This is a genomic window from Streptomyces sp., from assembly GCF_036566765.1.
GTDB lineage: Bacteria > Actinomycetota > Actinomycetes > Streptomycetales > Streptomycetaceae > Streptomyces.
The window spans coordinates 1-19182 of the sequence record NZ_DATCVQ010000108.1 but is presented as its reverse complement, the minus strand read 5'-3'; the positions used below and the strand labels follow the sequence as shown (position 1 = coordinate 19182).

The 19182-nt window shown below is 71.0% G+C and carries 16 protein-coding genes and 1 pseudogene; 7 read left to right on the top strand and 10 right to left on the bottom strand.

The genetic code is table 11. The annotated features are described in order from the left end of the window. Positions 1-175: 175 nt before the first annotated feature. Entirely contained in the window at positions 176-622 is a 447-nt protein-coding gene (locus tag VIU94_RS05955) for a DUF3592 domain-containing protein (RefSeq protein WP_331908295.1), read from the bottom strand. Positions 623-1179: 557 nt separating this feature from the next. Between VIU94_RS05955 and VIU94_RS05950 the strand changes: the two genes are divergently transcribed. Next, on the top strand, positions 1180-1449 hold the full coding sequence (locus VIU94_RS05950) for a hypothetical protein (protein ID WP_331908293.1): 270 nt from the start codon (positions 1180-1182) through the stop codon (positions 1447-1449). A 39-nt stretch (positions 1450-1488) separates the two neighbouring features. On the opposite strand, the gene VIU94_RS05945 is transcribed toward VIU94_RS05950, so the two are convergent. The 3 genes from VIU94_RS05945 to VIU94_RS05935 all read right to left on the bottom strand — a co-directional run bounded on the left by VIU94_RS05945 (position 1489) and on the right by VIU94_RS05935 (position 4134). After that, complete coding sequence (locus VIU94_RS05945) at positions 1489-2694, bottom strand: hypothetical protein (RefSeq protein ID WP_331908291.1); 1206 nt, start codon at positions 2692-2694, stop codon at positions 1489-1491. A gap of 120 nt (positions 2695-2814) precedes the next feature. Next, entirely contained in the window at positions 2815-3084 is a 270-nt protein-coding gene (locus VIU94_RS05940; protein WP_331908289.1) for a hypothetical protein, read from the bottom strand. 24 nt (positions 3085-3108) lie between these two features. Next, positions 3109-4134 carry a trypsin-like serine peptidase gene (locus VIU94_RS05935; protein WP_331908287.1) on the bottom strand — a complete coding sequence of 342 codons (1026 nt, stop codon included), beginning with the start codon at positions 4132-4134 and terminating at the stop codon, positions 3109-3111. A gap of 201 nt (positions 4135-4335) precedes the next feature. Here VIU94_RS05935 and VIU94_RS05930 point away from each other — a divergent pair, with 201 nt between their 5' ends. Beyond that, complete coding sequence (locus VIU94_RS05930) at positions 4336-5490, top strand: FAD-dependent oxidoreductase (protein ID WP_331908285.1); 1155 nt, start codon at positions 4336-4338, stop codon at positions 5488-5490. Between the two features lie 118 nt (positions 5491-5608). Here the strand turns inward: VIU94_RS05930 and solA are convergent, their stop codons facing one another. Genes solA through proC form a run of 4 tightly spaced genes read right to left on the bottom strand, consistent with a single transcriptional unit; the run spans position 5609 to position 9562 of the window. Beyond that, the gene (gene solA / locus VIU94_RS05925; protein WP_331908283.1) at positions 5609-6760 is read right to left on the bottom strand and encodes an N-methyl-L-tryptophan oxidase; all 1152 of its coding nucleotides are present in this window, start codon (positions 6758-6760) and stop codon (positions 5609-5611) included. Further along, the gene (locus VIU94_RS05920; RefSeq protein WP_331908281.1) at positions 6757-7698 is read right to left on the bottom strand and encodes an EamA family transporter; all 942 of its coding nucleotides are present in this window, start codon (positions 7696-7698) and stop codon (positions 6757-6759) included. Before VIU94_RS05920 ends, solA begins: the two co-directional genes overlap by 4 nt. Continuing rightward, positions 7695-8588, bottom strand: coding sequence for a methyltransferase (locus VIU94_RS05915; RefSeq protein WP_331908279.1), 894 nt, complete (start codon positions 8586-8588; stop codon positions 7695-7697). The genes VIU94_RS05920 and VIU94_RS05915 overlap by 4 nt, the downstream gene beginning before the upstream one ends. A 50-nt stretch (positions 8589-8638) precedes the next feature. After that, positions 8639-9562, bottom strand: a complete 924-nt coding sequence (gene proC / locus VIU94_RS05910) for a pyrroline-5-carboxylate reductase (protein WP_331908277.1) — start codon at positions 9560-9562, stop codon at positions 8639-8641. Positions 9563-9875: 313 nt separating this feature from the next. Here proC and VIU94_RS05905 point away from each other — a divergent pair, with 313 nt between their 5' ends. From VIU94_RS05905 to VIU94_RS05890, 4 genes are all read left to right on the top strand, one after another. After that, positions 9876-10268 (top strand): Het-E N-terminal domain-containing protein, encoded by a 393-nt coding sequence (locus VIU94_RS05905; RefSeq protein ID WP_331908275.1) that lies wholly within the window; start codon positions 9876-9878, stop codon positions 10266-10268. Between the two features lie 44 nt (positions 10269-10312). Continuing rightward, entirely contained in the window at positions 10313-14173 is a 3861-nt protein-coding gene (locus VIU94_RS05900; protein WP_331908273.1) for a hypothetical protein, read from the top strand. 194 nt (positions 14174-14367) lie between these two features. Further along, a complete protein-coding gene (locus VIU94_RS05895) occupies positions 14368-15597 on the top strand; it encodes a pyroglutamyl-peptidase I (RefSeq protein WP_414720894.1) in 1230 nt (409 codons plus the stop codon). A gap of 297 nt (positions 15598-15894) precedes the next feature. Beyond that, positions 15895-16761, top strand: coding sequence for a beta-propeller domain-containing protein (locus tag VIU94_RS05890; RefSeq protein WP_331908271.1), 867 nt, complete (start codon positions 15895-15897; stop codon positions 16759-16761). 236 nt (positions 16762-16997) lie between these two features. Here VIU94_RS05890 and VIU94_RS05885 read toward each other — a convergent pair whose 3' ends face one another. Continuing rightward, positions 16998-17435, bottom strand: coding sequence for a VOC family protein (locus VIU94_RS05885; RefSeq protein ID WP_331908269.1), 438 nt, complete (start codon positions 17433-17435; stop codon positions 16998-17000). A 360-nt stretch (positions 17436-17795) separates the two neighbouring features. On the opposite strand from VIU94_RS05885, the gene VIU94_RS05880 reads away from it, so the two are divergent. Beyond that, complete coding sequence (locus VIU94_RS05880) at positions 17796-18686, top strand: DUF4436 family protein (protein WP_331908267.1); 891 nt, start codon at positions 17796-17798, stop codon at positions 18684-18686. A gap of 406 nt (positions 18687-19092) precedes the next feature. Here the strand turns inward: VIU94_RS05880 and VIU94_RS05875 are convergent. Beyond that, positions 19093-19182 (bottom strand): annotated as a pseudogene (locus tag VIU94_RS05875) (RidA family protein); the annotation flags it as partial.

Below are 19182 nucleotides of genomic sequence, written 5' to 3'. Positions count from 1 at the left end.
ACCGCCGACTGTGGTGATCACTTCGGCGATTGCGTCGGTACTGTCGGCCACGCCGACCAGGCACGGGCCTCGGCGGAGGCAGCGAGACTGCGGGCGGAACGGGCCTCGTGCCCGCGCCTGACCTCGATGACGGTCCCGATGCGGACCGAAGCGAGGGCGTCGCCCGTCGGTGGTCTCACCACCATTCGTGCGACGCCCCGAACGCCCAGAACAGCAGCAGCGTCATCAGCCCGATGAATCCCGCCATGACCGCCGGGATCACCAGCGCCCGCCAGGCCCCCGGCCCGGCGATCGTCGCGTTCCTCTCCGGGGCCGCCGGGTCGTACGACACCCGGACCGGTGCCCCTTCCTCGAAGCCGAAGGCGCTCGGGGAGGGATCGGTGAAGCGGATCTCGTGCCCGTCCGGGGTGCGGAAGGCGTAGACGTACTCGGTGGCGTACGAGTTGTCCATGCCGGACCGTTCCAGGACCCGGCGCTCCGCGCACCACCCCTCCGCGCGCTCACCCCGGCGGACGAGCCGCAGGACGCGGAGGAACCGGAGCGCGGACCTCACCGCGAAGGCACCGGTGAAGAGTCCGAAGAGCAGCATGAACGTCGCCGTGCCACCCGGAAGGATCTGCATCGTCGTTCGCCCCAGCCGCTCTCGTACTCGTTGATGTGTGCTCGGCCCCTGCTACTTCACGGTGAGGGAGTCCACGAAGAGGAGTCCAACTCACCGTCCGTGAGCGCGCCCTCAACGGCGTTGATCCGTACCAGGAAGGGAAACGCCCTTCGAGTCCACCACGCTGACATCGTCCATCCGGTTCCCTACGCCGGGGTCCGGTCCTGGCCGCCGGAGGTGAAGATGCCGTCGATACAGCGGGCCTGCCGTGGGCTCTCATCGCCCGCCGCTGCCCCGGCCTCCTCCGCGGTGTCGACCCCGGTCGCGAACTCTTCAGGGCGACGGCCACGTTGTGCTTGCTGCGCTCCGCGGCCCGCGGCGTTTCCCGCCCCTGGCTCTGCGGCAGCCGAACCTGCGGACCGAGGTCGAACGCCTACGGCAACCGACAGAGGAGAACCGACGCCTCCGGGACCAGCTCGCCCGCGCACTCGGCGAGCCGACAGAATGATCGCGTGCTTCCTCCTCGACTGCTGTGGTGTGATCCCCGGCCCATCCCCCAGTTCAACCGTCAGGAACCGGTGACACTGATCGTCCGCGACCCCGGTTTCTACGAGCCGACTGACGAGGACGACTGCACGGTGTTCTCGTACTTCTGCCAGGCGCATGCCCGCTTCTACCGGCGCGAGGCTTGCGGGGAGGGACCGCATCTCGTGGCTCTGCACTGTGAAGAGCACGGGCCCGAAAGCATGTGGCCACAGCCACTCACCCTCATGTTCCCTGAAGGTTTTGAGCCTTCGCTCAGCGAGGCGCAACTCAACTGGCTGCAAGCAGAGTGGGATGCCGCCTGAGCATGATCCGAAAGAGACGCCCTAGTCCTGCTAGTCCTGCTAGTCCTGCCAATAGAACAGCAGGGTGTCGACGCAGAGCGGCGCGCGGCTGCCGAAGTGGTAGACGTACAGGTCGGCGACGGTGATGGCCTCGGCCTCCTCGTCGATCCAGCGAAAGCCCGCCGCCTCCAACGCCGGGCGGGCCGTAATCCCGCCCTCGTGGGCGATCACGAACCGGCCGAGGGTGCTGATCCAGACTTCGTCGTCGCCGAACTCGATGACGTGGTAGGTCCCGTCTCCCTGCTGGTGATAAGCCCCGCAGTCGAGGGGCGGCTTCGGAGCCAGACCCGCCGAGGCGAGCGCCTGCATGGCCCGGCGCAGCCCGCCTTCCACGTCGTAACGGGCCGGAGGTACGGCACACAGCGCCTCAACGCGCCAGCGGGGGTCGGTGAGCCGCTGGCTGCCCCGCACGTACTCGTGGAGGATCGGCGTCCGCAACTCCTCGTCCAGGCCGGGGACTTCGACGCGAGGGGTGCCTAGTGCCTCATAGAGCGTGCGCGTTTCGCCCAGGTCCTCGGTGAGCTCGTGGAGCGCGAGGATGGCCCAGAGCTTCGCCTCGGTCGTGGGCGCCTGAGCCAGGAACGATCGCAGCCGGCCGGCGTCGTGCGCCAACGTGTGCGCGAGGTGAGCCACCATCCGGTCTGGGTCGGCGAGGGCGTACGTCACGTCCTGCCCGGAATTGAACCGCACTCGCAGCCGGCAGAGCCGGTCCGCGGGCCGGTCCTCCCCCAGCCGCCCCAGGACCTCGTCGACGCCATGGCGCTCGACCAGCGCGTCCAGGCCCGCCTCGCCGGCCTCCTGGCTGCGCCGCCACGGGTCGGCCGCGAGGGTGGCCAGTTCCTCGGCCGCCGTGAGGTCGCCGACGAGGCCGCGCGTCCGGAGGAACGCCTCCGGCATCCCGTACGACTTCTCGTTGCGTCGGTCCTCATGGCGAAGCCAGGGCAGCAGTTCCGGACGGTCCCCGACGACTTCCAGCAACGCCGTGCGGACCTCGCCCACGTCCCCGGGGTCACGGACACGGTCGAGCAGCGCGTCGGCCCACCCCTGCGGGACGCGTCCGGCAAGAGCCTGAGCACAGGGTCTCCGCCGCCACCAGGGATGGGACGGCTCGGCCACGTACCGGGCAAGCTCCTCGGCGTCGTACGCGCACAGCGCGTCCGTGTCAGCCTGCCCGGCTGACGGGATCAGCGTCTCTATGTTCGGCATCAGGAGATGCTATTTCGCGGCCGCAGGTCGCGGCCGTCGCGGTTGACTGCGGTGTCGCCGGCGTCGCCGGCGTCGCTCAACTCATTCCCACCTGACGCAGTAGACAGGGCGCGGCAGGGTTCACGGATCCTCCGGCATGGCCGGGGCGCCGCTTTCGATGATGCAGTTCCGGCTGGGATCCGGGGTGTGGGCCTGGCTGTCCCCCGGAGAGCCGGTGGCCGATTCCGTGGGCGTCGGGCTGCCGGGGGTAGCGGAGGAGGGGCAGGGCCTCTCGGGTCCGGTGCCGGTGCCGGGGGTGCCCGGCGTACCGCTGTCGGTCCCGCAGCCGCTGAGCGCGTACAGGAGCACCGCGGTGGCGACGACGAGCGTGCCGTGTGCGGAGCGCGTCATGAGGCCCTTCCCCCCTGGTCGGCGTCAGTACGTGGAGTACTTATTGAACGCGTCGCCGACCCAGGTCGCGAAGTACGGCGATCGCATCTCGGTCGGGGCGGTCTTGCTGTCGACGTTGCTGTTCACGCCGTTGACCCAGCCGCTGTAGTAGACGTTGTCGTCCTTGCCGTAGATCCAGGGGCCGCCGCTCGATCCGCCGGTCATGTTGCACGGCATCTTGATCTGGTCGCTGGTCCACCAGCTGCGCTGGGAGGTGGTGGCGGCGCAGTAGTACTGCCACTGGCCGTCGAAGGGCGGAGCCTGCGGGTAGCCCATGGCGGTCATGTAGCGGTTCTTCGGGTAGTTCCACTGGATGCCCAGGCCGCCCACGGCGTTGACCAGTTCGCCGCGCGAGTTCGGGGAGGTGATGACGATGCCGACGTCGTACCCGAAGTTCCCGTCGTTGATCCAGCCGTTGAAGGCGACGAGGGTTTCGGCCCACCAGGTGCCGTAGGGACGGCTGCCGTGGTCGTAGTACGGGACGAACTGCCAGTTCGAGTTCCAGCCCTGGCCGGGGCCGCCGTGGACGCAGTGCCCGGCGGTGAACACCATGTTCTTGTTGGTGCTGTTGACGGCCGAGCCGGAGCAGACGTAGTCCTTGCCGTCCGATCCGGTGAAGAAGACCTTGCCCACGACCTGGGTCGCGGTGACCAACGCCTTGATGTCGCCGGCCGGGGTCGCGGTGCCCGCGACGGGCTGGGAACCCGTGGTCGCCGGGCCGGCCGGCTTCTGCGGCGCGGAGGAGCTCGGCGGGAGGGTCTTGCGGGGTGCGGTGGTCCTGTCGACGGAGTCGACCGGGAGGGCTGCGGCCATCCGCTGAGGGGTCCAGTACTCCGCCGCCCGCGTCGCCGCGGCGGTCGGCACGGCGTGCTCCACCGCCGCGGAGGCACGGGGGGCGGTCCGCGCCTGCGCCTGCGGCGCTTCGGCGGCGTGGGCGGTGGGGAGCAGGAGTACGGCCGCGGCGGCGACACCTACGGCGGCGTACGAGCGTCTCTTGCGTATGCCGAACAAGTGATACTCCGATCCGTTGCTGGCATGGACACGCAATGCTGACCGGATGCATGAAAGACCGTCAACGGGGTGTTTCGGGAATGGCCGGTTCGGGAGGGTTGGCTCCATTCAGCGACCTCCGCCCCGCGTAAGTGAAGGGCCACGTCGGCGGCCCCGGATACTTCGTCGCGGCCAACTTGCAGCCCAACTATCCTATGTTTCATGGGGGTTGATGCGGATGTCGTGGTCGTGGGAGCAGGCCCGGTCGGCTTGACCGCAGCGCTGCTGCTCGCCCGGGCGGGGCTCGGTGTGGTGGTGCTGGAGCGCCGGGCCGGGCAGGTCACCGAGTCCCGGGCGACGGATCTGCACGCACGGACCCTGGAGGCGCTGTCCCCCAGTGGGCTCGTCGAGTCGTTGCAAGGGCTGGGCCGACGGGTGGACAAGGTGGAGATGTGGTCGCCAGGACGCAGGCTCGGCGAGGTCGAGCTGGGCGGGCTGCGCTCCTCGTACCCGTACATTCTGACCGTTCCGCAGTGCGCGACCGAGGGGCTTCTCGCCTCGGAGGCCGAGCGCGCCGGTGTGCGGGTGCACCGGTCGGCGGCCGTCCGCTCGGTCACCGAGCACGCGGAGGAGGTGAGCGTGGTCTCGGACGCCCTGGACCCGCTGCGCGCCCGTTGGGTCGTGGCGGCCGACGGCGCTTCAAGCACTCTGCGCGCCGTGACGGGCTCGGCGTTCCCCGGCCGGACCTATTCCGGTACGTGGCTCCTCGCCGACCTCCGGGTCGAGGACCCCTCGCTCGACCCGTCCCACGTGCACATGGTCGGCGGACCGCGGGGGCTGCTCGTGGTGCTGCCGATGCACCTCGACGGCTGGGTCCGGGTGGTGCTGCACCTGCCGCACGGCCCTGCCTCCGGCTCCGACAGCCCGGATGCGATCGCCGCCGAGGCCGCGGCACGGGGGTGGCGGGCGACCGTCCGCGAGTGCCGCTGGACGAGCACGTTCCGCACGCATCGGCGGCTCGCCGCACGTCCGGGGCGTTCACGCGTGCTGTTGGCGGGCGACGCCGCCCATGTCTGCAGCCCGATCGGAGGGCAGGGACTCAACCTGGGCCTGCGCGACGCGGTGTCTCTCGCCACCGCGCTGCCCGGTGCGACCGCCCGTGGCGGCCCCTCCGCCGAAGGGCTCAGGGCCTGGCACCGTGAGCGCCGCGCCGAAGCCCTGCGCGTCCTCGCCCGCACGGACCTGGCCACTCGCGCGTGGACGCTGCGCTCGGCTCCCGCCCGAGCCGTTCGGGATGCTGCCCTGCGCGGCGTCCTCGCTTCCCCGGCAGGCCGTCGCGTGCTCGCCGAAGCGGTCGCCGGGCCTCCGCAACCCTGAACCACGAGAGACCCGACGCACGGGACTCCTGACCCACGAGAGCCCTGACGCACGAGCCGGCGGCTCGAGTGGGAGGCACCCCGACGTGCCGGCGCGAAGTCACCCCCGACCGGCGAAGTCACCCCCGACCGGCGAAGCGAGCCGCGGTGAAGGACGTCAGGTCGACCGCCGGTGTCTCTCCCAGGGCCAGTGCGGCAGCGCATTCACCCACCGCGGGGGCGAACTTGAAGCCGTGGCCCGAGCATGCCGAGACGCGAACGACGGACGGGGCCTCGGGTGCTGTGTCGACGATGAAGTCGCCGTCGGGGGACATGGTGTAGAAGCAGGTGCGCCACGCCACCGGCTCCGGTCGGACGCCGGGGAAGAGGCGGTCGATCGCCGCTTCGATCTCCTTGCGGAACTCCGGCGGCACCTCCGGTGTCGTGCCGTCCGGGTCGCCGGGGCGGTTCTGAAGGTCGTGGAAGCCGATCTTCAGGAGTCGTTCGTCGCCGCTCCACTCGGAGAGCCCGTAGAGGACCCCGCCCTCGGGTGTCTCGTACAGGAAGACGGGGAAGCCGTTCGTGCCCAGGCGGGGATCGGGCCGGAACCAGTAGACCGGTACGCGCATGGGCTGGAGCACCTCTGTCAGGCCGGCGGACGGAAGCTTGGGCATCCAGGGGCCGGCCGCCAGGACCACCGCGTCGCAGACGACGTCCTCGCCCGAGCCCAGGCGTACGGTGACCCCGTTCCTGCCGGGCCGTACGTCGACCGCCTCCGTGCCGAAGCGGAGCGGGACGCCATGGTGGACGGCGGCGTCGAGCATGGCCAGGCGGGCTCGGGTGGCCAGGACCGCGTACGCACCGGGCTCGTACAGGGCGGAGATGTCGGGCGCGGAGCCGAACCACGGGTAGTGCTCGGCGAGTTCGGTCCCGTTCCACAGCTCGTGGGGCACTCCCCCGGCTTCCGCCGTCCGGCGGCTCGCCTCGACGACGCCGCTCGCGGCGGTGCCCACGAAGACGCCGCCGCTGCGTACCAGCAGGGGATCGCCGTGGCTCTGCTCCAGTTCGTTCCACAGTTGGTCGGCGCGGTTCAGCAGCGGCAGATAGTGCGCTCCCTCCCGGTAGGCGCGGCGGAAGATGCGGCTGTCGCCGTGCGAGGAGCCGTGGCGGTGGGTCGGGCCGTGGGCGTCGATCGCGAGAGCCGTGGCGCCCCGCTGCGACAGGGCCCAGGTCGTGGCGGCGCCGAAGACGCCTAGCCCCACCACCAGCACGTCGCATCCTGTCGTGGTCACAGCCGTGCCTCCTGTCCGTCCGGAGCGGCCGCGATCCGCTCCGGCGCTCTGGCCGCTCTGCGTGCGCGCAGTACGGAGTCGATGACGAGGGAGATCAAGGAGAGCCAGACGATCGCGAAGCACACGACGGTGTTCGCGGAGGGTCGCTGGCCGTAGAAGGTCAGGGCGACGACGAATTGCGTCGTGGGCAGCAGGTACTGGAGGAATCCCACGGCGGTGAGCGTGATCTTCTTCGATCCGAAGGAGATCAGCCACAGCGGGGTGACAGAGACCAGGCCGCAGACGGCCAGGAGGGCGAGGTCCGGGGCGTCGGCGTTCGGGCCGGGGTCGAGCGAGTACGGCGTGGCGAGGACCGCGACGGCCGTCGCCGCCGCGAGGACCGCCGTCTCCAGGGTGAGCCCGGTCACCGGGTCGGCGGTGGTGAGCTTCTTGAGGAAGGTGTAGAGCCCCCATGTCGTGCCGATGGCGAGGAACACCCACCACTGAAGCTCCGCGCTGCGCAGCACCAGCAGCGCGACGCCGCCGAGGCACAGCGCCAGCGACGCCCGGCGAACGGCGCCGAGTCGCTCCCGCATGACGAGCCGTCCCATGCAGATGGTCACGGCGGGAGCGATCAGATAGCCCAGGCCCGTCTCGATGACCCGCCCATGGATCGATCCCCAGATGAAGGTGAGCCAGTTGGCGCTGACGAGAAGCGCTGCGACGACGTGCACCAGCATCAGTCGTCCGGACGCGGCCGTCTCCAGTGCCGCTCGCACTTGGCGCAGCACCGCGAGTGCGGCCAGCAGCGTCACCAGGGAGACCAGGATCCGGTAGCCGAGCAGGGTCGCCGGCGGCACCTCGGCCAGCGCGCGCCAGTAGAGGGAGGACATACCGAGGATCACGTTGGCGGTCGCCAGGGCGACGACCCCGGCCGCCTGTTCGCCGCGCGCGCTCATACGGGCCGGGCCGTACGGGCCCCAGTCCCGCCGAGGCCGCGGCTGAGCCGACACTCGACGATCTCGTACGACCAGTACAGCGTTCCGTCGGCCGCGATACTGAACACGGCGCCTGCCTCCTTCCTCCATCTCTGGAATTCCGCGAGGAGTATCTCGCGAGAAGCCTGCCAGTCCTGCGTGTAGAAGAAGAGAGGGAAACTGTGGCGCTCGATCAATCGGAATTCGAGAGCGCGTTCGCCTGAGTCTGATCCTGAGCCAAAGCCTGATCCTGATCCTGATCCTGAGCCTGATCCTGAGCCTGAGCTGCGATGCGCGAATTCCGCGAGTACGCCTCGGATTCCGGTCAGTGAGTTCAGTCCGACGACGGCTCGCCCCGACTCCGTAAGGTGTCGGGGAAGGTCCAGGAGGAAACCCAACAGCACCTTTTCGCCGCCGAACATCGCCGACAGGTCGAGGGTGGAGATTCCGGTCTGTTCAAGGGCGCGGCAGCACGCGTCGGACGGAGTGCGCCAGCCCGGCGGGTTGAAGGCGATCAGATCGAACGGTCCGTCATGCGCCAATCCGTCGAACAGGCTCGTTTCCCGGAACGCGATGCGGTTGTCGGGGAAGTTCAGCAGTTCGTTCTCCGCCGCCGCCTTCACCGCGGGGGCCGAGACGTCGGTGGCCGTGATGGACGCAACCCCCATGCTGCGCAGCAGCAGGGCCAGGGCGCCGCTGCCCGTCGCCATGTCCAGGGCCGGGCCTCGCACCGTCCGCGGGTCCACGCTGCGGACCAGGTAGTCGCCCAGCGCCAGCCCCGCGGGGCTGACCTTGAAGACCCCCGGCCGGTCGACGAGCTCCAGCACATGTCCCAGCCCGAAGTACGCCTCGTACGACTCCTGGGTGGACACCAGCGGGGACGCGGTGGTCGAGCGCGTCACTCCGAGCATCGGGCTCCCCCTCACGCCTTCGCGCCGGAGCGCCCGGTCGGGTCCGTCGGCGGCAGCCCGCCGGCGGCGGTAGTGCCAGCCCGCCTACCGCCACCGCCCGCCGCCTTCCGCGGGCCGCTCTGTCCCGTGCCGCCCAGTTCGCGGGAGCGGTTTGCCGACCGTCGCAGTGCCTCCACCAATGCGTCCCGGACGCCGCGCTCGCGAAGATGGAAGACGCCCTGCTCCGTGGTGCCGCCCGGGGTCATCACCTCACGGCACAGTTCCTCCGCCTCTCGCCCGGTCGACTCCATGAGGTCGGCGGTTCCGCGCAGCACCTGGCAGGCCATCAGCCGCGCCTGGGCCGGGTCGAACCCCGCCTTGACGGCGAAGTCGGCCAGGCCGTCCGCGAGGTACGCCACGAAGGCCGGACCGCCGCCGCACAGCGCGGTGGCGTCGTCGATCAGCGTCTCGTCCGCGACGGTGAGCACCCGGCCCACCGCGGACAGCAGGTACTCCGCGCGCTCGGCCTCGACCTCGGTGACGGCCGGCGCGCAGCACATCACCGTCATCCCCTGGGAGACCTCGGAGGGAGTGTTCGGGATCGCCCGGATCACCTTCGGCGTTCCCAGCAACGACGTCATCGACGCGATGCCGACTCCGGCCATGACGGATATGAGGAGCGCGCCCTCGGACGCGAACACGCCGTCGGGGGACGCGGCCGCGAACCCCTCGAACTGCTGCGGCTGAACGGCGAGAATGACGGTGTCCCCGGGCCGGGCCTCATAACGGGACCGTGCCGTGATCCCGAATCTCTCCCCTATGAGACGTACGCGGGGCGCCGCGATCTCGACTACGTCGACCCGCAATTCCGCGTCCTTTTCCTGAAGTCCGGCGATGATCGCGGTTCCCATGTGCCCGGCGCCGATAACGACGACGCGGTGCTTGTCGGCTGTCACGATTCCCCCCAAGAGCAACAGCGGATGGATGCGTGCAGCCTTTCGTGCCTGGGAGGCCGTGAAAAGGTGTGAACGAGTCATGTAGAGAACGGCGGTTTTCAGTGAAGATCAGCATCTCGCGGGTGCGAGCGCGGGCTTCACCAGCACTGTTCGAATTGGGCGGCGTACGTGTCTTCGGCCACCGGGTCCGAAATCCGAGCCGTGGGCTGTGGCGCGACTGACCCGCACGCGCGGTGACGGATGCGCCGTGTCCCGCTGCCCGGCTGGGTCGTTGGGCCGACCGAGGGAAGATCCGCTCGGGAACGGAGAGAAGATGACAGGCGTCGAGTTGATCCTGGCGGCCCTGGCCACCGGTGCGGCTGCGGGTGTCTCGGAGTCGGCCGGCAGTGCCGTTCGCGACGCGTACGCCGGCCTGCGGGACGCGCTCCGGCGCCGCTCCTCCGTGGAGACCGGCGAGGACGACGCCGAGACACGGGAGCTGTTGCAGGCCGAGGAGATCGAACCCGGCCTCTGGGAAACGCGGTTGCGGGGCCGGCTGGTGGAGACGGGTGCGGACCGGGACGAGGACGTCCTCGCCGCCGCACGGCTTCTTCTGGAGCGGGCGGACGCGGCCGGCGCACGGCAGGTCCATTACGAAGTGAACGCCGATCAGGCCAAGGGCGTGCAGATCGGCGATCACAACACGCAGAGCAACACCTTCTCTTGACCGGCGCGGAGTCCACTCCGCCGGCCGGTGAGGCGAACGGTCCCATGCGGCTGCGAAGGCCGGAGCCCGGCATCCGGATCGACGCCTCACACGCCCGCGGAGTGCAGATCGGTGACGGCGGCGTCCAGACGAACGTCTTCGTCACGGCCGAGCGCGCGGTCCGCTCGGCCTATCAGCACCAGGTGCGGACCATCGCCCCTGCCGAACTGCTCGACCGACAGCCTGAGCTGGAGGAGCTGGCGGCGTTCTGTACGAGTCCGGGGAACGGCGGCTACCTGTGGTGGCGTGCGCCCGCGTGGGCGGGCAAGTCCGCCCTGATGGCTTGGTTCTCCCTGAACCCGCCGCCCGGCGTACGCGTGGTGTGCTTCTTCGTCACCGGCCGCTTCGCCGGCCACAGCGACCGGATCGGATTCACCGACGTCGTACTGGAGCAACTGGCCGAGTTGCTCGACCGACCGCTGCCGACGCACCTCACCGACGCCACGCGCGGCGCGCACTTCATCGCCCTGCTTAACGACGCCGCGGAGCTGTGCCGGGAGCGCGGCGAGCGTCTGGTCCTCCTCGTCGACGGCCTCGACGAGGACCGCGGCGCGGCGCCGGGGCCGGAGGTGCACAGCATCGCCGCGCTCCTGCCGGACAGGCTGCCGCACGGGCTGAGGGTCGTGGTCGCAGGCCGTCCGGAGCCGCCGCTGCCCGTCGACGTACCGGACGACCATCCCCTGCGGACCGAGGACGTCGTCCGGGTCCTCGGCATGTCGCCGCACGCCCAGGTGGTGCGCCGGGACGCCGAGCGGGAGCTCAAGCGCCTGCTGCACGGCTCCCCGCACGAGCAGGACCTACTGGGGCTGGTCACCGCGTCCGGTGGCGGGCTGCGGGCGGCTGACCTCGCGGAGCTTACGGGCCTCGACCGGTGGCGCGTCGACGAGCAGCTCGGGGCGGTGACGGCCCGCACCTTCACCCGTCGCGGCGCCCCCGCCCAGGGCGCGTCCGACGCGACGGACGGCGATTCCGCCTACCTCCTCGCACACGAGGAACTCCAGGCCTCGGCAAGCCGGTTCCTCGCGCAGCGGCTCAGCGCGTACCGGGAGCGGCTGTGCGCCTGGGCAGAGTCGTACCGGGGGCGTGGCTGGCCGGCGGACACCCCCGCCTACCTGCTGCGGGGCTACGCCGCCATGCTCGCCGAGGCCGGCCTGGTGACCGAGCTGGTGGCCTGCGCCACGGACCGTGCCCGTCACGCCCGGATGCTCTTCCGCACCGGAGGGGACGCGGCCGCGCTGGCCGAGATCGGCGCCGCGCAGGACGCGGTTTTCGGTCAGGAGACCCCCGACCTGCGCAGTCTGGGTGTGCTGGCCGTCCATCACGGCCTGCTGAACGCACGCAACGCGGCCCTGCCGGCGGCGTTGCCGGCTGTGTGGGCGGTGCTCGGCGACTTCCCCCGCGCGGAGGCATTGGCCGGCGCGGCCCCGGAGGCCCAGACGCGCGCCGAGCTGCTGACCGACCTCGTGGAGCGGGCGGGCCACGTCGGTGAGGAGGAACGCGCCGCCCGCCTCGCCGAACGTGTCAGGGCGACGGTCCGAGGCATCACCAACTCCTGGCTGCAGAGCGAAGCGCTGGTCCGCCTCGCGACCGTCCTGTCCGGGGCCGGGCTCATGGACCAGGCCAAGACAGTGATCGGCTCCCTCGCGGACGACAGGCGGCGTCGCACGGCAGCCCTGAAATCCGTGGAAGTGCTGGCCGGAACAGGCCGCGACGCGCTGCTCCGGGCCCTGATCGCCGAGGTGGTGAGGCCCGAGGAACAGCAGGACGCCTGGCAGGCGGTGGCCAAGATCTGGGCAAGCCAGGGCCGTGTCGCGGAGGCGCAACGGCTCGGCGCGCCCCTCGCCCCGCAGGCCCGGGCCTTCGTGCTGGAGTCCGTGGTCGGAGCGCAGGCGGCGGCCGGCCGGTACGAGGAGGCCGCAGCGACCGCCGCCGCGGTACCGCACGGCTTCCTGAAGGAGCGTGCCCTGAAACAGATCGCGGTCGAACTGGCAAAGGTCGGCCGGTACGACCGTGCCGAGGCGATCGTGGACGGCATCGGCGAGCCGGGGCTCCGAGGTGCCGGGCTGGAGCAGCTCGCCACCGCGGCGGCCGCCTTGGTGGCGCGGGAGGATGCCGAACCGGAGGACCGCACCCGGGCCGCCCGGCTGTGGGCGCGCGCATGCGCGTTCGCCGACACGCAGCCCGACCCCGAGACCCGTGTGCGATCGTGGACCGAACTCGTGCGGAACGCCTACGCGGCGGCGGGGTCGACAGAGATGCACCGGCTCGCCGATCGCGCCGAGGCCCTGGCCCGCACCCTCAAGGGGCCCTACCGGGCGTCCCACGCGCTGAGCCGCCTTGCCGTCGCCCTCGCCCACGCCGGCGCGTACGACCGCGCCGAGGAACTGCTCCGCACACTGTCCTCGTACACCGCGCAGGAGACCGCTCGCGACGTCATCGAAGTGGCCGTCCGGCGTGGACACCTCGAGCGGGCCGAGGCGTTGGTCCGGTCCGGCGAGAGCACCGTGGTACGGGACGTGTTGCTGCTGGCCTTGGTGCATGCGCTGCGCGCGGAGGGCCTGCTGCAGCAGGCCGCGGCCGCGGCCCGTACGCTCCGCTCCGCTCTCCGCCGGGCGGAGGGGCTGGCCGCGCTGGCTCTGGCGTTCGCCGAGGCCGGTGAGCACCACGAGGCGGCGGAGTTGGCCGTCGAGGCGGAGCGCGAGTCACGGTCCTTCCTGGACAGCGAGGAAGAGAGCCGGTCCCTGGCCGCGCTGCTGCGTTCCCTCACGGTCGCCGGCGATCGGACCCGCATCGGCCTCCTGGCGCAGCATTCGGACGGCGTTGGCTGCCGGATCGCCGAGGAACGCCCGCACAGCCACGCGCTGCCCGAACTGGTGGAGGCGCTCTACGGGGCGGCGGAGTACGAGCACACGGCGAAGGCGCTGCGCGCTGCTCAGCCCGCATCGCGTGTCGCTGCCCTCACCGCTCTCGTCCGTACGGCCGGCCGAGAGCGGCGGCCCGCGCACGTCGCCACATTCACCGAGAGGGCATTGGCGGCCGCGCGTTCCGAGAAGGCGGACCCGCAGTCCATGCCGTATCTGGTGAGCCGGCTCGCTCAGGCGGTGCACGAAGCCGGTTCGCCGAACCGCGCCGAGGCCCTGCTGGAGACGGTGGAGCACCCCGTCGCCCAGGCGGACGGCTGGACGGCCCTGGTGAAGGCGACTTCACACGAGGACGGCGCACGTCTGGAACGGCTCGCGGACCGGGCAGAGGCCGCGGTCGCCGACATGGAGCCCTCCAACGCCCGCGACGAGGCGCTGCTGCGGCTGGCCGAGGCGCTCGCCGAAGCGGGAGCCCATCTCAGGGCCGTGACCGTCGCGCGCCCGCTCCTCCATCCTTACGCCAGGGATGTCGCTACGACCGTACGCATCCACACTGCGGCGGCCCGCCGGGACTGGGAGGAGATCAACCGGCTCGCGGGCGCGATGCAGTCGGCCGGCCGACTGCGCCACACGATGTCGCTCCTCGCCACCGCTGCCGCGAGCAACGGTGACATCGCGGGGGCCCGGGAACTGCTGCGGGTGGCAACGGCGACGGCAGTGGGCCCGGAGGAGTGGGAGGCGCTCGTCGGCCCGGTCGCGTCCGCCATGGCGGCCTCCGGGGACCTGGCGGCGGCCGAGTCCCTCGCCGAGAGCGTTCCCGTCCCCGGCGACAGAGCCCTGGTCCTTACCGCCGTGGCCCGGAAACTCGAGCCGTCCCGGGCCCGGCCGCTGCTGGCACGCGCCCTGCGCGAGGGCGACTGGCGCGCCACCGTGGGCGCCCTGGGTAGTTGGTGGCCGGACGCTGTCGCGGCGATGAGCGACGCCTACCTGGACGGCGTGTCCTGAGGCCGCGCGCGAGGCCTGGCACGTACGCGGGAGGGTCCGGCGGGCGGGTCCAGTGGACGGCCGGCAGTCGGGGCTGGGGGGGGGGAGAACTGCTTCTTGTTGTAAGCAAATCCTGCCGGAGTTCCACGTAGCGGGACTCGCCCGCGCGACGGGATACTTCCGGCGGCCCGTCACCGACGTACGGAAGGACCCCTGTGCCCCCGATACGCAGCACGCTCGCCCTCGCCCTCGCCCTGGTCGCCGCAGCACCCCTTGCTCCGGCCGCAGCCATCACCCCCACGGTGACGGCGGAGGAGGCCAGACTCGACCGGGCCGCACCCCAGGAGATCCTCAGGCGCAGTGGATTCGCCTCCCTGGCAGAGGAGTTCGCGGACGTCCTCGCTGAGGCCGACTCCCCCGCGCAGGCCGAGCGGACGGTCGTACGCCACGGATCGCGACTCTGGCATCGGGCGGTCGACCGGGCCCAGGGCCGCGGGCCCGCTGGCGGCGACCTGTCCCGGGACGACGATCGGCCACTGTACTGGGCACGGCTCGCGCTCACCCGCGAACTGCGTGCCTGGCAACCCGAGTTCGGCCTCGGTCAGGATGGACGGGCCCGGCTGCTCGTACGGCTCGAACGGTCCTCACGCGGTCAGGACGCCATCCGCTACCCGGCGGGCAAGGGCGTCAAGCGGATCCTGCTGACCGGCTTCGACCCGTTCACGCTCGACCGTGACGTGCGGATCAGCAACCCCTCCGGAGCCACCGCGCTCGCCCTGGACGGCACCTGGCTGCGCACCGCCGACGGCTCCCGCGCCCGGGTCGAGACCGCCGTCTTCCCGGTCCGCTGGGAGGACTTCGCCGACGGCACGGTCGAACGAACCCTGCGCCCGCACCTCCCGAACGTGGACCTCTTCACCACGGTGAGCCAAGGCCGGCCCGGACGCTTCGACGTCGAACGCACCAACGGGGCCTGGCGAGGCGGCTTCCCGGACAACGAGAACCTGGCGCGCACCGAAACCGTGCCGGTGGCCGACCCCGCGACCCAGCCCCAGTGGACGTCGACCACCCTTCCGTACGAAGCGATCACGGCGGCGCACACCGGCCGCTTCCCCGTCTACGACAACACCTCCGTGACCGAGCTCCCGGCCGGCGCGGACACCCCCGTCGTACGCCCCGACGGCCCGACCCCCGGCTCCCTCGCCCGGGCGGGCGGCGGCGGCAACTACCTCTCCAACGAGATCGCCTACCGCGCCACCCTGCTGCGCGACCGCCTCGGTCTGACGGATCTGCCCGGCGGCCACGTGCACACCCCGGTGCTCCAGTTCGGCACGGGCAACACGGACCCGGCGACGGGCACGGTCACCGACCCCGAGTTCGTCCGGAACCGGCTCGACATCATCGCCCAGGTACGGGCGATCGTCGCCGTGGCGGCCACCCGCTGACGGCGCGGCGGCCGCGCGTTCGCACGTACATCGCGTGTGACAGCGATGTACGGAACATGTCACAGGGCTCGTACGGCCAGGTGCTGTTGCTTCCCCCGCACCCCCGTCGGTGGGATGTTACGGCCCAAAGCGGCCCGCAGCAGGCCGCAGGGAGGGATCGGGGTGGACGCTTTGACATTCCAACAACACCGCACCGGCAATGACAGAACCGTCAGAACGGCTCGGAGAATCGGCAGGACCGGCGCAAACGGCACAACGCTCGGCCGCAGGGCGGCAGTGAGCGCCATGGCGCTCGCCATGACCGCACCACTGACCCTCGGCGCCGCAGGAGACGCGGGGGCGGCGGGGGACCGCCCGATCGTGTTCGCCCGCTACACCGCAGCAGCTTCCATCGAAGACCTCTACGCGATCTCCCCCAGTGGCGGCGCGCCCGTCAAGCTCACCCACACCTCCACCGTCAGCGACGTGATGCCCAGCTGGTCCCCGGACGGCAAGCGGGTGGCCTTCGTCCGATATGGATCCGGTGGCGCCATCGACGGCATCTGGACGATGAAGACCACGGGCGGCGACCTGAAGGCCGTCCCCGGAACCGAGGGCGGCTCCGACCCGGCGTGGTCCCCGGACGGCAAGCGGATCGCATACTCCAAGCCGGTCGGCACCCAGCGCGAGATCTATGTGGCCGACATCGACGGCACGCCCGCCACCCGACTCACCCACACCTCGGCGGACGACTTCCATCCGACGTGGTCCCCGGACGGCGCGAACCTGGCGTTCAACCGTGCGGACGCGGGCGGACACAGCAGGGTGATGCGGATCCGGCTGTCCACCATGGCCCAGAAAGCGGTCACCGGACCCGGCTCGCACGACTGGACGCCCGACTGGTCGCGCAGCAATCGGATCGCCTTCAGCCGCGTGGACTCCTCCGGCTTCGCCCACCTCTACGTCGTCCGCCCCGACGGCACCGGACTGCACCGCATCACCTCGGACCGCTTCAACGACAAGAACCCCTCCTGGTCCCCGGACGGCAGGCGCCTGGTCTTCACCAGAGGCGGTACGGACGACGCGGACCCCGAACACCTCTACCTGGTACGGGCCAACGGCACCGCACTGACCCAACTCACCAAGACCGACTCCCACGACCTGCAGGCTGACTGGCGCCCTTAGGGCGTCAGTGCGTGTGCGGCTGGGCAACGGGGAGGGACCCAGCCGCCCGCAGGTCCCGCCCGCGCCTGGCCGCACGACTGGCTGAACCGGGACGGTCCAATCGGGAGCAGGCGGTCCCTGCTCGTGGAGACCGAAGGATGGCTCTGGATCAGGACCGTTGACGTGCCGCGGGACGGCGACCCTCCTGATGGCGAACCGCACTGGTCGTCTCGCGCAGGTGCCACGTTCGCGGCCACTCAGTCGAGACAGAACTCGTTGCCCTCGATGTCCTGCATCTGGAGGCACGACTCGTTGACGCCATCGGCGAGCAGGAGTCGCCCGCGTACCGCGCCGAGCGGGACCAGTCGTGCGCATTCGGCCTCAAGTGCAGCCAGGCGCTCTTCACCCACGAGCCCGGTGCCGACCCGCACGTCAAGATGCACCCGATTCTTGACGACCTTGCCTTCGGGGACACGCTGGAAGAACAGTCGAGGGCCCGCACCTGAGGGATCGGCGCATGATGCGAACGCTGGACCCTGATACTCAGACGGCATTGCGCGATCGAAGTCGTCCCAAGTAGCAAACCCCTCCGGCGGCGGCGGTACGACGTACCCCAACACCGCTGACCAGAAACGAGCGACGCGTTCAGGTTCTGCGCAGTCGAAGGTGACTTGGACCTGCTTGATCAATGCCATCGATCCATCATAGAGGCGGGGCCTTTCGCCATCTCCACGCCGCCCGCCCCTGGACCCTCAGTGGGCGGACGGTGCAGACGTGGGCCCTGCACGCCGAGCTACGCCGGCGGCGGCCACCGACGGGACCCGGCCGCAACGGTTTGGGCGGAACGCACGTTTTCGGCGCTACCGGGTGGCGCGTTCGGGTGCACCCGGAGCGGTCACAACCCGTAACCCCCGGCCCGTCCGACACGATGGGACGCGCGCCGCATCACCCGGCTCGACCCACACGAATCGCCAGACCCCCCCTGTCGGCGCGAGCTCCGCTCCCGGTGTCGGGTCGGACGAGTCCGTTTCTCATCCCACCTCGTCGGAGTCACCATGGCACCACCGTCGGACCCACCTCCCCCGCGCCGCTCCGGGGGGTCGATCCTGCCGGTCCTGCTGCCCATCGCGGTCCTGATCGTGGTGGCGGTGTGGGTGGGCTCTTGGCTGCAGTTCAGCGAGCGCCAGGCGGTCGACACGGTCCACACCGTCGGATCCTCAGCCGCTGACCGTGTGGACGTGGAGGCCGTCGTCCAACGCGTCGACGCCACGGCCCGAGAGCTGGTGCTGCGCGTCTGGGTCACCCCACGCGGGACCTTCGGCGAGGCGGAGGGGGCCGCCCCGGTGGCCGATCTCAGCCTCCAGACCTCCGGGGCCACCCTCGGCGACCTGGAGTTCACGGCCCACGAGCGGCTCGCGACCAGGGACGTGAAGGTCGCGCTCACGGGTGGGGCGATCAGCGACTACCCGTTCGACACCTACGCGACCGACATCGCGTTCCGGGCTCAGCTGGGTGGCAAGCAGGTGCCGGTGCGCTTGTTGTTCTCCAACAACGACACGCTCTTCTCGATCTCCGCGGAACCCAGGCCCTCCCGGCAGGAGGCCGTCGTGTCGCTGAGTCTGGCCCGATCGGGCAGCCTGCTGGTCTTCGCGGTCTTCATGATGGTCGTGATGTGGGCGCTGGCGTCGTCCGTGCTCCTCGGAACCTGGTACCTGACGACCCGCGTCAAGGGCCTGGTCTGGCCTGCCCTCGCCTGGATGGCCGCCACCCTGTTCGCCCTCGCGGCGTTCCGCAACACAGCCCCCGGCACACCCCCGATCGGCTGCGTGCTGGACTGGTTCGCGTTCCTGTGGGCCGAGACCCTGATCGCCCTCTGCCTGATCACCGTGGTCATCACGGGCATCCGCACCGCCCTCCGCCCGGACGACGCCCAGCCCACCAAGTGAGGCGATCCGCACTCCGCTCAAAGACTTCGTGAACTCCCCCGCGGATCCGTTTCGGGCGACCTCGGCGGTGCCGGGGCCGCCTCATGGGAACCTCCGAGGAGGAGCAGTCCTGGTCGTCGAATGGGGGGAACCGCCGTGCTGGACTGGATACTTGCCGCCGTCATTCCCGTCGGACTGTGCGGCTTGGGCGCGCTGGCCTTCTGGTTGTGGGCGCACTGGGGAACGGACGAGCCAGCGGAGCACCACGGTTCCATGCCGAGCGAACCAGACTGGCCGGACGGATGAGCCAGATCGCAGGGGCCCGATCTGAAGGGCGTCCGAAGCCGCCTCCTATGGCTTCGGACGCACCTTCACCGCTGCGCGGGATCAGGTTCCGGCGTTCCGGCGAGGGCCGCCTGATGCCGCATTACGCGACGGCAGTCCCCTCGAGCTCGACCATCTGGCCCGGGATCGCCAGTCTCGTCACCCCGAGCATCGTGGTGGTCGGCGCCACCCC